This is a genomic window from Serratia sp. CY52157 (genome assembly GCF_052168495.1).
In the GTDB taxonomy this organism is placed as follows: domain Bacteria; phylum Pseudomonadota; class Gammaproteobacteria; order Enterobacterales; family Enterobacteriaceae; genus Serratia; species Serratia ureilytica.
Genome location: NZ_JBJNMO010000001.1, coordinates 837,763 through 850,143, shown reverse-complemented (window position 1 = coordinate 850,143; position 12,381 = coordinate 837,763). Strand labels below are relative to the sequence as shown.

At 63.4% G+C, this 12,381-nt stretch carries 11 protein-coding genes; 7 read left to right on the top strand and 4 right to left on the bottom strand.

Annotation, left to right across the window (positions count from 1 at the left end; translation table 11 throughout):
* Positions 1 to 135: 135 nt before the first annotated feature.
* Both ACJ8IP_RS04065 and tet(41) read right to left on the bottom strand, forming a co-directional pair.
* Positions 136 to 1,092 (bottom strand): sulfonate ABC transporter substrate-binding protein, encoded by a 957-nt coding sequence (locus tag ACJ8IP_RS04065; RefSeq protein WP_164106245.1) that lies wholly within the window; start codon positions 1,090 to 1,092, stop codon positions 136 to 138.
* 198 nt (positions 1,093 to 1,290) lie between these two features.
* Positions 1,291 to 2,469 carry a tetracycline efflux MFS transporter Tet(41) gene (gene tet(41), locus ACJ8IP_RS04060; protein WP_108680778.1) on the bottom strand — a complete coding sequence of 393 codons (1,179 nt, stop codon included), beginning with the start codon at positions 2,467 to 2,469 and terminating at the stop codon, positions 1,291 to 1,293.
* A gap of 64 nt (positions 2,470 to 2,533) precedes the next feature.
* Between tet(41) and tetR the strand changes: the two genes are divergently transcribed.
* The 5 genes from tetR (at position 2,534) to ACJ8IP_RS04035 (ending at position 8,081) form a co-directional block, all read left to right on the top strand.
* Entirely contained in the window at positions 2,534 to 3,175 is a 642-nt protein-coding gene (tetR, locus tag ACJ8IP_RS04055; RefSeq protein ID WP_033643144.1) for a tetracycline resistance transcriptional repressor TetR, read from the top strand.
* A gap of 175 nt (positions 3,176 to 3,350) precedes the next feature.
* A complete protein-coding gene (locus tag ACJ8IP_RS04050; protein ID WP_108680776.1) occupies positions 3,351 to 3,824 on the top strand; it encodes a (2Fe-2S)-binding protein in 474 nt (157 codons plus the stop codon).
* Positions 3,821 to 6,079: a xanthine dehydrogenase family protein molybdopterin-binding subunit gene (locus tag ACJ8IP_RS04045; protein ID WP_108680774.1), complete on the top strand. Its 2,259-nt coding sequence runs from the start codon at positions 3,821 to 3,823 to the stop codon at positions 6,077 to 6,079. The genes ACJ8IP_RS04050 and ACJ8IP_RS04045 overlap by 4 nt, the downstream gene beginning before the upstream one ends.
* A 28-nt stretch (positions 6,080 to 6,107) precedes the next feature.
* Entirely contained in the window at positions 6,108 to 7,406 is a 1,299-nt protein-coding gene (locus ACJ8IP_RS04040) for a c-type cytochrome (protein ID WP_442524318.1), read from the top strand.
* A 69-nt stretch (positions 7,407 to 7,475) separates the two neighbouring features.
* The gene (locus tag ACJ8IP_RS04035) at positions 7,476 to 8,081 is read left to right on the top strand and encodes a nitroreductase family protein (RefSeq protein WP_147837945.1); all 606 of its coding nucleotides are present in this window, start codon (positions 7,476 to 7,478) and stop codon (positions 8,079 to 8,081) included.
* 209 nt (positions 8,082 to 8,290) lie between these two features.
* On the opposite strand, the gene ACJ8IP_RS04030 is transcribed toward ACJ8IP_RS04035, so the two are convergent.
* Positions 8,291 to 9,187, bottom strand: a complete 897-nt coding sequence (locus ACJ8IP_RS04030) for a DMT family transporter (protein ID WP_164106247.1) — start codon at positions 9,185 to 9,187, stop codon at positions 8,291 to 8,293.
* Positions 9,188 to 9,316: 129 nt separating this feature from the next.
* Between ACJ8IP_RS04030 and ACJ8IP_RS04025 the strand changes: the two genes are divergently transcribed.
* A complete protein-coding gene (locus ACJ8IP_RS04025; RefSeq protein ID WP_072627621.1) occupies positions 9,317 to 9,886 on the top strand; it encodes a helix-turn-helix domain-containing protein in 570 nt (189 codons plus the stop codon).
* Positions 9,887 to 10,008: 122 nt separating this feature from the next.
* Positions 10,009 to 11,934, top strand: a complete 1,926-nt coding sequence (locus ACJ8IP_RS04020; protein WP_033650356.1) for a DUF3857 domain-containing protein — start codon at positions 10,009 to 10,011, stop codon at positions 11,932 to 11,934.
* A gap of 38 nt (positions 11,935 to 11,972) precedes the next feature.
* Here ACJ8IP_RS04020 and ACJ8IP_RS04015 read toward each other — a convergent pair whose 3' ends face one another.
* The gene (locus tag ACJ8IP_RS04015) at positions 11,973 to 12,329 is read right to left on the bottom strand and encodes a DUF1937 family protein (protein ID WP_147880490.1); all 357 of its coding nucleotides are present in this window, start codon (positions 12,327 to 12,329) and stop codon (positions 11,973 to 11,975) included.
* Between the last annotated feature and the right edge of the window lie 52 nt (positions 12,330 to 12,381).

The following is a 12,381-nucleotide window of genomic DNA, read 5'->3' as shown; positions in this document are numbered from 1 at the left end:
GACGAACAAATAAAGCAAAACGTTCCGGAAGACATGCCATGAAAACGCGTTTCATCACACAGGGTTAGCATAGGTCAGCTTACTCCGGCGGCAAAATGCCGGTTTCTGCTTTCTAAAGCCAAAGCGCGGCAAAGGCTACGGCGCCTCGGGCTTATCTTCGGACCAGCGGGCGGCGTTGACGTCCACCTTACCCGGCAGCAGTCCGATGGCGGTGAATTTATCCGCCAACTGCTGCTGCTGTCTGAACACCTCCGGCGACATGCGCTGGCTGCCGAACGGCATGCGGGCGATGGCTTTGGCCCAAATCGCCTGATCCAGGCCGGTGCTCTGAGCGAGGATCGCCGCCGCTTCCTGCGGATGGCCGTTGGCCCAGTCGCTCAGCGCGCCGAGCTGTTGAATCACCTGCTTGGCGCTGTCCGGGTAGGTTTCGGCAAAGCGGCGGCTGGCGAGATAGAAGGTGTAGTGCGGCACCAGGCCTTCCGCGTCTTTCAGCCGGCGGGCGTTGGCATGGGTTTCCACCTCGGCGTAGTAGGGATCCCAAATCACCCAGGCGTCGACGCTGCCGCGCTGGAAGGCGGCGCGGGCATCGCTCGGCGGCAGATAGACCGGCGTGATGTCCTTGTAGCTCAAGCCGGCCTGTTCCAGCGCGCTCACCAGCAGGTAATTGACGTCAGACCCTTTGTTCAACGCCACGCGTTTGCCTTTCAGATCGGCCACGGAGCGGATCGCCGAATCCTGCGGCACCACGATGGCTTCGGTTTTCGGGCTGGGCGGCGAATGCGCCAAATAAACCAGATCGGCCTTGGCGGCTTGCGCGAAGGCCGGCGGGGCGTCGCCGGTCGCCGCCAGATCGATGCTGCCGACGTTCAACCCTTCCAACATCTGCGGGCCGGCGGGGAATTCTATCCAGCGAACCTTGACGCCCTGCGGCTCCAGGGTTTTCTCCAGCGTGCCGCGGTATTTCAGCAGCGCAAAAATGTTGGCTTTCTGGTAACCGATGGTGATTTGTTGCGGTTTCTCCTGCGCGCCGGCCGGCAGGCTAAACAGGCCGAGCAGCAGGGCGGCGATCAGCGGCGTTGTGAGTTTTCTCATCCTGATTTTCCGATAGGCGAAGTGAACGGTAGCGATGACGCGCTGGGCGTAACGCCATGAAACGACATTTAAATTTTCCTGCGGCGGGATAAGGGCGATGATAATGAGCGGCGCAGTGGCGTGTAAAGCGCCCGCTTATGCTGAATAATGCCTTGCTTAGCCATAAATCAGCTTAAGCGGGAGAGGGTGAGCTCGACGTTATGCCGCGTCACGCTCGCGCGAACGCGCCAGCAACAGCGGAACCAACAGATAGAGGGCGGCGGCCAACGCCCAGACCAGGCCCGGCCAGACATCGCGCGTGGCGGCGTACAGCGCCGTCGCCACCAGCGGCCCCGCGACGCCGATCAGGCTGCCCATGCTGGCCAGCGTCCCTTGCAGCTCGCCCTGATGATCGTCGTCCACCTTTTGCGCCATTAACGCCTGCAGCGCGGGCAGCGCCATACCGCCCGCCGCGAAGAACGGCAGCAAGGCGAAAGGTGCCCAGCCGCGCGTGGCGATCGACAGCAGCGCCAGGCCCATTGCGTCGGCGGCCAGGCCGATCAGCAGCGCCTTGCGTTCGCCGAGCCGCGCGACCAGCGGGCCGATGGCGAAGGCCTGCGACAGCGCGTGGCAGGCGCCGTAACCGGCCAGCGACAGGCCCGCCACCATCATGCTCCAGCCGAAACGATCCTGACCGTATAAAATCCACAATGTGGCCGGCGCCTGCGAAACCAGCGCCATGATCAGGTAAATGCCGGCCAGCGGCATCAGGCCAGGCTTGCCGTGCAGCCGGCGCAATGACGAAAAGGGATTGAGGCGGATTTTCTCGGCGGCGCGGGCGCGGGGTTTACGCGATTCCGGCAGCAGGAAAAACGCCATCGCCAGGTTGACGGCGTTCATCGCCGCCGCCGCCAGGAAGGGCGCATGCAGATGCCACTCGCCCAGCGAACCGCCGAGCAGCGGGCCGACGATAAAACCGACGCCGAATACCGCGCCCACCAGGCCGAAACGCCGCGCGCGTTGACCGGCCGGCGTAATGTCGGTGACGTAAGCGGTGGCGACCGCCATGTTGGCGCCGGTGATGCCCGCCAGCAACCGGCCCAGATAGAGCCAGGCCAGCGTCGGCGCGAACGCCATCAGCAGATAGTCGGCCGCCGCGCCGGCGAGCGAGATGAGCAGCACCGGCCGCCGGCCGAAACGATCGCTCAGCGCGCCGAGGATCGGCGAGAACAGAAATTGCATTAACGCATAGGCCGCCAGCAGGGCGCCGTAGTGCAGGCTGCCGGCGTCAAGACCGCCCAGCGAACGCAACAACGCCGGCAGAATCGGCATGATCAGACCGATGCCCACCGCATCCAGCAACACCGTCAACAAAATAACCAGTATGGTTTTTTTCAAAATTGTGACTCTAACAGTGATAGAGTATTGAGTATTCCACAGTTACCCTATCAGTGATAGAGAGATGAGTGAAAAAAATACTGCGACACGTTTAACGCGAGAAACCGTCCTGCGCGGGGCGCTGGCGTTGCTGAACGACATCGGCATCGATGCCCTGAGCACCCGCCGCCTGGCGCAACATTTGGGCGTGCAATCTCCCACGCTCTATTGGCATTTCAAGAACAAGGCCGAGCTGCTGAAGGCGATGGCGGAAACCATCATGCTGGATCACCGTGAGGAGGTGCCCGCCGACATGCCCTGGCAGGATTGGGTTGTCACCAATGCCGGCAACTTTCGTCGGGCGTTGCTGGCTTACCGCGACGGCGCGCGTCTGCATGCCGGCACCCGGCCGCAGGAGCCGCAATTCGCCGTCATTGAGGCCAAGGTGGCGCTGCTGTGCCGGGCGGGGTTGACGCCGGAGCGCGCGGTAAACCTGCTGTTCGCCGTCGGGCGTTTCGTGGTGGGCTGGGTGCTGGAGGAACAGCAAATGCAGCCTGACGATCCGCTCAATGACGCCGACCGCCGCCGTTACCCGCTGCTGTGCCAAGGCTGGGAAACATTGCAGGAGAAGGGCGCGGATGCGCTGTTCGAAGCCGGGGTGCGGCTGTTGGTCGACGGCGCCGAGGCCGGACTGGCGATCGACAATAATCACGGGCGGCAATCATAAAAGCGCGCTTATCTATCGGAAATTTATAGAAAATACCCACTTTTCGTTAAAGCCATGGCGGCTACATTCCCTTAACATCGTCAAGTATTTTGATGGTAATTATTAGCACGCTGCGCAATTATTCACCGCAGTGATGTTACGGATTAAATCCGTTTGTTTAAGGGATAGTTTCACCATGGAAATCAACGTTAATGGCCGGGTGGTTCCACTCGGCAATCTCGCGCCCGACACGCCGCTGCTGTACGTTTTACGCAACGATCTGCACTTGAATGGCCCCAAATATGGCTGCGGCCTGGGGGAGTGCGGCGCCTGCACGGTGCTGATCGACGGCGTCGCCGCGCGTTCTTGCTCAATGCCGCTGGCCGCCGTAGGAAGCAAGTCCGTCACCACGCTGGAAGGCTTGGGCACGCCGGAGGCGCTGCATCCGGTTCAGCAGGGGTTTATCGATGAGCAGGCGGCGCAGTGCGGTTACTGCGCCAACGGCATGATCATGACGCTGGTCGCGTTGTTCGAACGCGAGCCGGATGCAGATGAACAAACCATCAAGAAAAAGCTGGCCTACAACCTGTGCCGCTGCGGCACCCACCTTGAGATCTTGCGCGCCGCCGAGCGCGCCCGCGATCTGCTGGCTGCGCGGAGGCAAGCATGAGCCGCCTCGAACTGACCCGCCGACAGTTGCTGCAAGCCGGCGGTGTGGTGATGGTCAGCAGTCTGCTGCCCGCGCCGTTTAACGCCTTCGCCGCCGAGACGGTTGCATCGCCTGCCGCTCTGCCGCTGGATCGGGTGAACAGCTTTATCAGCCTCACCGCCGACGGCCGGGTGACGGCCTTCAATGGCCATGTCGATCTCGGCACCGGCATTCGCACCGCGCTGGCGCAGATCGTCGCCGACGAAATTTGCGTGCCGTTCGAGCACGTCACGATGATCCTCGGCGATACGCAACGCACGCCGGATCAGGGGCCGACCATCGCCAGCGCCACCATCCAGGTCACGTCGGTGCCGCTGCGGCAGGCGGCGGCGCAGGTGCGACATATGCTGACGGCGCTGGCGGCCAAAGCCTTCGAACTGCCGGCCGACCAGCTGACGGCGGCGGCGGGACAGGTGTTTGTGACCAAGCACCCGGGGCGTTCCTTGAGCTATGCGCAGCTGGCGAGCGGGCAAAATCTGCATGTGACGCTGGATAAAAACGTGCCGCTGAACGGTGAACAGCAGGGCCGCTATGTCGGCCGCGCCGTCGCCCGGGTCGATATTCCGGCCAAGGTCAGCGGGGGGCTGACCTACGTGCACGACCTGCGCTTGCCCGGCATGCTGCATGGCCGGGTGGTGCGCCCGCCTTACGCAGGCGCCGACAGCAGCGCGCCGCTGGGCGGCGGCCTGTTGTCGGTGGATGAAAGTTCGATCGCGCACCTGCCGGGCATCGTGAAACTGGTGGTGATCAACGATTTCATCGGCATTGTGGCCGAGCGCGAAGAGCAGGCGATCGCCGCCATGCGCCGGCTGAAAACCGAATGGAAACCCTGGGCCGGCCTGCCGGACCTGTCGCCGGAGGCGCTGCCCGCCGCGCTGGAAGCCAACCCGAAAACCGACCGCGTGCTGCGCGATGATGCGGGCACGGACGAGGCGTTGGCATTGCTGCATACCGAAGTGCGGGCGGACTATGTCTGGCCTTACCATCAGCACGCCTCGATCGGCCCCTCCTGCGCGGTAGCGGAGGTCAAAGACGGGCGGGCGCAGGTGTGGTCCGGCACGCAAAACCCGCACGATCTGCGCAAAGATATCGCCAGGCTGCTCGAGCTGCCGTCTGAGCAGGTGCACATCACCCGCATGGAAGCCTCCGGCTGCTATGGCCGCAACTGCGCCGACGACGTCTCGGCGGACGCGGCACTGTTGGCGCGGGCCACCGGCCGCCCGGTGCGGGTGCAGCTGATGCGTGAACAGGAATCCGGCTGGGAGCCGAAGGGCACCGGCCAACTGATCCGGGTGCGCGGCGGCCTCGACGCGCAAAATCGGGTGGCGGCTTACGAGTTGAAAACCAGCTATCCCTCCAACAATGCGGTGACCTTGCCGCTGGTGTTGACCGGCAAGGTGGCCAACCGGGCTGACGTGCAACAGATGGGCGATCGCACCGCCATTCCGCAATACGCGTATCCGCACATGCGGGTGATCTGTCAGGACGCCGCGCCGATCGTGCGCGCGTCGTGGATGCGCGGCGTTTCGGCGCTGCCCAACGTGTTCGCCCATGAATCCTGGATCGACGAGCTGGCCTGGCGCGCCGGCGAGGATCCGATCGCGTTTCGCCTGCGTTACCTGAACGATCCGCGCGCGGTGGCCTTGATTGAGGCCCTGAAGCGCCAGGCTAACTGGCAAGACGGCCCGGCGCACCGCTCGCGCGCCGCCGGGGCCGAAGTGGTGAGCGGCCGCGGCTTCGCCTATGCGCGCTATTTCCACAGCAAATTCCCCGGCTTCGGCGCCGCCTGGGCGGCCTGGGTGTGCGATCTCAGCGTCAATCGCCTTTCCGGGCAGATCACGCTCAATAAAATCTTCGTGGCGCATGATTGCGGCCGGATGATCAATCCGGCCGGGGTGCGCCATCAGGTGCACGGCAACATTATCCAATCCGCCAGCCGGGTGCTGAAAGAGTTTGTGACCTTCAACGCGTCGGGCGTGACGTCATTAGACTGGGGCGGCTATCCGATCCTGCGCTTTGACGAATTGCCGCAGATCGATATCCAACTGATCGACCGCCCGGACGAAGCGCCGATGGGCGCAGGAGAGTCCGCCTCGGTGCCGAGTGCGGCGGCGATCGGCAACGCGCTGTTTGACGCCCTCGGCGTGCGCCTGCGCGAGGTGCCGTTCACACCGGCGCGGGTGCTCGCCGCGCTGCGCGCTCAGGCCGGCCATTAACCCCCCGTTACGAACAAGGACAGCAAAGATGAGTAAGATGAAAAAAATCGTCGGGTGGGGCGGCGTCACGGTGATCGCCGTTGTGGTCGCCGGCGTGGTCGCCAGTTGGCAGCCGGAGATTGCGCCGCTCGCCGCCGATGCGACCCACAGTTTCAGCGAGGCGCAGATCGCGCGTGGCAAAACGTTGGCCGATCTCGGCGACTGCGCCGTGTGCCACACCCGTGCGGGCGGCGAGCGCAACACCGGCGGGTTGGCGATGGAGATCCCCTTCGGCACCATTTACACCACCAACATCACGCCGGACGTGGAAACCGGCATCGGCAGCTGGAGCTACGCGGCGTTCGAACGCGCCATGCGCCACGGCGTCGATCGCCAGGGCCGCTATCTCTATCCGGCGTTTCCCTATACCGCCTTTACCCGCACCCGCGACGACGATCTGCAGGCGCTGTATGCCTATCTGATGTCGCAGCCGCCGGTCAAGTACCGGCCGCCGACCACCGATCTGCACTTTCCGTTCAACATTCGCCAGGGCATCTTTGCCTGGAACCTGCTGTTCCTGACGCCGGGCGCGATGCCGGAACAGACGACCCAAAGCGCCGACTGGAACCGCGGCGCGTACCTGGTCGAAGGGCTGGGGCACTGCAGCGCCTGCCACTCGCCGCGCAACGTGCTGTTCGGCGAGAAAACCGGCGGCGTGCACCTGGCCGGCGGCGTGGCGGAGGGATGGACGGCGCCGGCGTTGACCGGCCGCTCGCCCGCGCCGCTCGCGTGGACGCAGCAGGATCTGGTCGATTTCATGCGCACCGGCTACTCGGCCAACCACGGCGTCGCCGCCGGCCCGATGGCGCCGGTGATCGAAGAAGGGCTGTCGCGCTTGCCGCAGGCCGATCTGCAGGCGATCGCCGTCTATCTGCGCAGCTATCATCCTGAAACGGCGGCGGGCGCTGCGGCGACAACGTTAAACGCTCAGGCGGAACGGCAGGTGGAGCCTTTGAGTTCGGCAGGGGCGCGGCTGTTTTCCGGCGCCTGCATGGCTTGCCATGCGCAGGAAAAAGGCGCGCAGATGGCGGGGGTGCGGCCGTCTCTGGCGCTGAACACCAACCTGTTCGCCGACGCGCCGGACAACGCCATTCGCGTGGTGCTGGACGGCATACAGCGGCCGGCGAACGCCGAGCTGGGCTATATGCCGGGCTTTCGCCATAACCTGAATGACGCGCAGATCGCCATCCTGCTCAACTACCTGCGGCAGCATTACGCCGGTCAGGCGCCGTGGCCGGACTTGGCGGCGCAGGTCAGCCGTTTGCGCGCCGAAACCGCGCAGAAATAGCCGCCTGGGGCTGGACAGCCGCGCCGCGTTGACGACAATAGACCTTTTCACATGGACAGAGGCAGTAAAATGAATACGTTAGACGCGATCCGCCAACGCCGCGCCACCAAGCAGTTCGATACGCAGCACGTGATGACGCTCGAAGAGAAAAAAGCGCTGTTGAACATTGCGCTGCAGGGCGCTCCCAGCGCGTTTAACCTGCAGCACTGGCGCCTGCTGCTGATCGAAGATCGCGCGCAGCGCGAGAAAATTCGCGAGGCGGCGTGGGGGCAGGCGCAGGTGACCGACGCGTCGATGCTGGTCGTGCTGTGCGGCGATCTGTCGAGTTGGGAATCGAAAGTAAAAACCGTTTGGGCCGACGCGGCGGAGCCGGTGCAGCAATTCATGATCCCGGCCGTCGATCAGTATTATCGCGGTAAGCCGCAGGTGCAGCGCGACGAAGTGATGCGCAGCAGCGGCATCTTCGCCCAGACGCTGATGCTGGCGGCCAAGGCGCAGGGCTACGACTCTTGCCCGATGGACGGTTTTGATTTCGACGCGGTGGGCGAGATTATCAATAAGCCGGCGCATTATCAGATCGCGCTGATGGTCGCTATCGGCAAGGCGGCGGGGCAACCTTACCCGCGCATCGGCAAGCTGCCGTTCGACGAGGTGGTGAAAACCGATCGCTTCTGAGCTGAACGGTGAATGACAAAAGGGAAGGCTTGCGCCTTCCCTTATTTTTTTATGACGCACAGTTCGTTCCAGTAACTGAAACGGATGCGCCGTTGCAGGCGGTGATGCCACATAGAACACTCCTTCTACCCTACACGGTTTAAATAAATAGCACCGCGCCGAACACAAGGCGAATGCCTTATTGTGCATAGCTTGCCCGTCGGACGGGATTAACCGATTTTACCGGCCCGGTGCGCGGCGGGCGCCCATCGCCAGCCGAAGTTCATGCCCGCGGCCGCGCCGAGAATGGCCAGCGTGCCCAGCAACTGCAACAGGCTGAGACGGTGCCCGAACGCCGCCCAGTCCACCACGATCGCCACTGCCGGGTAGATAAACGACAGCGCGCCAACCAGAGCGGTGGGGATTTTCTGGATAGCGCCATAGAGCAACGTGGACATCACCCCGGTATGCACCAGGCCGAGGGTCGCCAGCAGCAGCCAGTCGAACGGTTCTGCGGGAAGGCGGGCCAGACCGGCGAACGGCGCCATCGCCAGCGCGCCGACGGTCAGTTGAATCAACACGATGAGCTGCGGCGGCAACGCGGCCAGCTGTTTGACAATCGCCGCCGCCAGGGCGTACATCAGGGCCGCACCGAGCGCCAGCGCTACGCCCAGCAGATAGTCGCCATCGCCGCCACCGCTCTGCCGGCCGGTGACGATCAACACCATCCCGGCGAACGCCAGCAGAAGCCAGCCCAGCCGATTAGCCGTCAGTTTTTCGCCGAACAGCAGCGCTCCCAGCGCCACCAACATAAACGGTTGAACATGGTAGGTCACGGTGGCGACAGCGATCGAGGCATGCGCATAGGCGGCAAACAATAGCATCCAGTTGAGCACCAGCGCGAGGCCCCCCAGGACGGCGAAAGCCAGCTGCCGCCGGTTGATGGCGCCTGATTTCAGTTGCCCAAGCGCGGCGCAGGTGGCCAGCATCGCCAGCGCGCCGAACGCGCAGCGCCAAAACACCACCGTGGCGGGCGGCTGCCCTAACACGATCACCGGCCAACCGACGGTGCCGGAGATCGTCATGGCGAGGATCATTTGCACTGCGCCGCGCGTTTTCGTTTTCATGTCGTTTCCCTCGCGGCCTGACCGTACTTGTGGTGAAGTCGCTTAATCATTAAAATGAACAATCGAACATTATGATGAACATGGTTGACGGCGTTCGTCAAGTCGAACAAATGAATGGTATAACGAACAATGAGCGAGAGCCTAATGCAGAACATCACGCCGATCGGCCTCTTGTCGGCGGCAATCCGCCGTGAGCGGGAGCGATTGAACCTGTCCGTCACCGAACTGGCGAAGCGCGCGGGTATCGCCAAGTCCACGTTGTCGCAGCTCGAAGCCGGCAGCGGTAATCCCAGTCTGGAAACGCTGTGGGCGTTGGCGATGGCGCTGGATGTGCCGGTCAGCCGACTGATTTCGCAACCCAGCAGGCAGGTGCAAGTGATCCGCGCTCATGAGGGGACCGCGGCGGTGTCAGAGCAGGGCAACTACGCCGCCACGTTGCTGGCCACTTGTCCACCGGGCGCGCAGCGCGACATTTACCGGCTGCGGGTGCAGCCCGGCGAAGTCAAACTTTCCCGGCCGCATCCGCCGGGCACCGTCGAGCATGTGATCATCAGCAGTGGACGGGCGCGCCTCGGGCCGGCGGATCAGCCGCTGGAGCTGAGCGCCGGGGATTACATCAGTTACTCCGCCGATCGCGAGCACGTTTTCGAGGCCCTGGAGCCGGAGACCACCGCTGTGATGCTGATCGAGCAGGGCTAGCACGGCGTTGACGGTTCGTTTATTGAAAATGATTCTCAATTATATTAGTGTGCCCGCCTGTTTTGACGCCGGGGCAGGCGCGTAGCCCGGCGTCGCCGTTTGTTGCCCTTCAAGGACCGAAGATGAAAATCGCTATTCCTTCCATACTGTTACTCGCCGGTTTGACGGCGACGCACCCGGCCACCGTGTTGGCCGCTGCACCGCCCGCCGCGGCGGATCAGGGCCAGAACGACACGGCCAACAACGATTTCAGCTTCGTGCGTTATCGCGCGGATTATCGCGTTAACGCCAACGCCACTAACGTGAAGACGGAAAGCTACGAAGTGTTGCTGAAAACCAAGGCGGCGGTCGAAAAATTCAGCCAGATCCGCCTGAGCTACAGCGAGAAAATGGAAACGCTGGAGGTGGTCGCCGCCTATACGCTGACCGCCGACGGCCAGCGCCACGATGTGGCGCCCGATCGCATCTATACCCAGGAAAGCTATTCCAGCGCCACGGCGCCGCTGTATGCCGATCGCAAGGTGCGCGTCATCGTGTTCTCCAATCTGGCGCCGGGCTCGCGCGTGGTGTACGAACTGCGCCGCACGCAGAACACCCCGTATTTCCCTGACTATTTCGGCCTGTGGGAGACCTTCAGCGTTTTCGATCAGTTCGACGACGCCGAAGTGACCCTGCAGGCGCCGGCCAAGCTGCCGATGCATATCTTCACGCGCGGCGTCGAGGGCGGGGACCAACCGCAGATCCGCAACGGCCAGGCGCACTGGCGCTGGCATTATTCGCGCAGCGCGCCGATGAAGGCGCAAAACTGGGCGGCGGACAGCTGGACCTTCAGCCCGACCATCATGGCCAGCACCTACCGCGAGTGGCCGCAGTTGGCCAAGGCCTACCAGCTGAAGGCCGGCGCGGCGGCGAAGGTGACGCCGGGCATTCAGGCGCTGGCGGACAATATCACCGCCGGTATCAGCGATCGGCGCGAGCAGGCGGAGGCCCTCTATCGCTGGGTGGCGCAAAACATTCGCTACGTGGCGGTGTACCTGGGCAACGGCGGGCTGGAGCCGAATTCGGCGCAGAGCATTCTCGATAACCATTACGGCGACTGTAAGGATCACGTGGTGATCCTGGAGGCGCTGCTCGCCGCCAAAGGCATTGAAAGCTCGCCGGTGCTGATCGGCATGGATGAAGGCCCGATACTGCCTAAAGTGCCGCTGCTTGGCCGCTTCAATCACGCCATCACCTACGTGCCGGAATTCAAACTGTACCTCGATTCCACCAATCCCTGGGCGCGTTTCGGGCAACTGCCGGAGGGCGATTTGGGCGCGCCGGTGCTGCTGACGCGCGACGCCAGGCTGGCGCGCACGCCGGGCAGCGATGAGCAGCCGGTCAAGAGCGCGCTGAACGTCGATTTCGTGTTCGACAAGGCGGGCAATCTGCGCGGACAGACCGAGCGCCGGCTGAGCGAAGTGGAAGAAATTGACCTGCGGGGCTACTTCTCGCAGATCAACCGTCAGAATCGGGCGCAGGCCGAAGCGACAATCATGTCCGCTTCCGGCATCGACGGCAACGGCGAAGTGGCGATGAACAGCGATCCGCTGGATCTCAAAAAGCAGTTCGGCTATCGCTTCCGCTTCAAGGCGGACGACTACGTCGATTTCGGCGTGGTGGGCGGCATGACGTTGCCCAACCCGCCCGGCGGCAAATCGTTCCGCACGCTGTATACCACCACGGCGGCGCCGGGCAACGAAACGCCGTTCTACTGCACCGCGCAGCGCTACGACGAAACCTACCGTCTGCAGCTGCCGGCCAACGTGCCGATCATCGCTATTCCGAAAGATCGGCAATTCCGCAATGCGGCGGGCGACTATCGCGTCGAGTGGCGGCGCGACGGGCAGCAGGTGACCGTCAATCACCGCCTGCAGGTGAACGCCATTCGCGGCAAGGAAGCGCTGTGCCAGGCGCAGGATTACCCGGCGTTCCGCGAGCTGTTCCAGCAGGTGCGGCGCGGTTTCCGCGGCCAGGTGGTGTACGGTGAATTGGCCAACGGCAAATAAGCCGATGCCCCGTCGCGCCAAGCGGCGGGGCGCACGCCTCAGTTGAACTCGCCTGCGACCTCGGACCACAGGCTGACGCGGCAACCGCGCGCCGCGAAAGCGTCCATCTCGCGCTTGATGCCGCCGCTCTCTTGCCAACCCGGCAAGTCGAGCACGATCAATTCATCCATCGCCGCCATGAACAGGGCGTCGATCGGCGCCCACAGCTTGCCGATGGCGGTTTTGTCTAGCTCTTGCAAACACTGGTTGATCGGATGCGACATGCTGACCTGGCTAAAAACGGCGTTGCCGGCTCGCACGATAGCGGCGGCGACGTCGTTGCAGGCGATAAAGCGTTGCTGCACGACGTTGGCGTCGGTGTGGCTGTAGGGGCAGGCTAAAAATATTTTTCTCATTAGCGTTTGTTCTCTCAATAATTGTTGTCAGGGACGAAAAAAGGGCGCAGCT

Excerpts from the sequence above, each read along its gene's own strand:
- ACJ8IP_RS04065 (WP_164106245.1), bottom strand. The coding sequence starts at position 1,092 with ATGAGAAAACTCACAACGCCGCTGATCGCCGCCCTGCTGCTCGGCCTG.
- ACJ8IP_RS04045 (WP_108680774.1), top strand. The coding sequence starts at position 3,821 with ATGAGCCGCCTCGAACTGACCCGCCGACAGTTGCTGCAAGCCGGCGGT.
- ACJ8IP_RS04015 (WP_147880490.1), bottom strand. The coding sequence starts at position 12,329 with ATGAGAAAAATATTTTTAGCCTGCCCCTACAGCCACACCGACGCCAAC.
- ACJ8IP_RS04040 (WP_442524318.1), top strand. The coding sequence starts at position 6,108 with ATGAGTAAGATGAAAAAAATCGTCGGGTGGGGCGGCGTCACGGTGATC.
- ACJ8IP_RS04025 (WP_072627621.1), top strand. The coding sequence starts at position 9,317 with ATGAGCGAGAGCCTAATGCAGAACATCACGCCGATCGGCCTCTTGTCG.
- ACJ8IP_RS04035 (WP_147837945.1), top strand. The coding sequence starts at position 7,476 with ATGAATACGTTAGACGCGATCCGCCAACGCCGCGCCACCAAGCAGTTC.
- ACJ8IP_RS04050 (WP_108680776.1), top strand. The coding sequence starts at position 3,351 with ATGGAAATCAACGTTAATGGCCGGGTGGTTCCACTCGGCAATCTCGCG.
- tetR (WP_033643144.1), top strand. The coding sequence starts at position 2,534 with ATGAGTGAAAAAAATACTGCGACACGTTTAACGCGAGAAACCGTCCTG.
- ACJ8IP_RS04030 (WP_164106247.1), bottom strand. The coding sequence starts at position 9,187 with ATGAAAACGAAAACGCGCGGCGCAGTGCAAATGATCCTCGCCATGACG.
- ACJ8IP_RS04020 (WP_033650356.1), top strand. The coding sequence starts at position 10,009 with ATGAAAATCGCTATTCCTTCCATACTGTTACTCGCCGGTTTGACGGCG.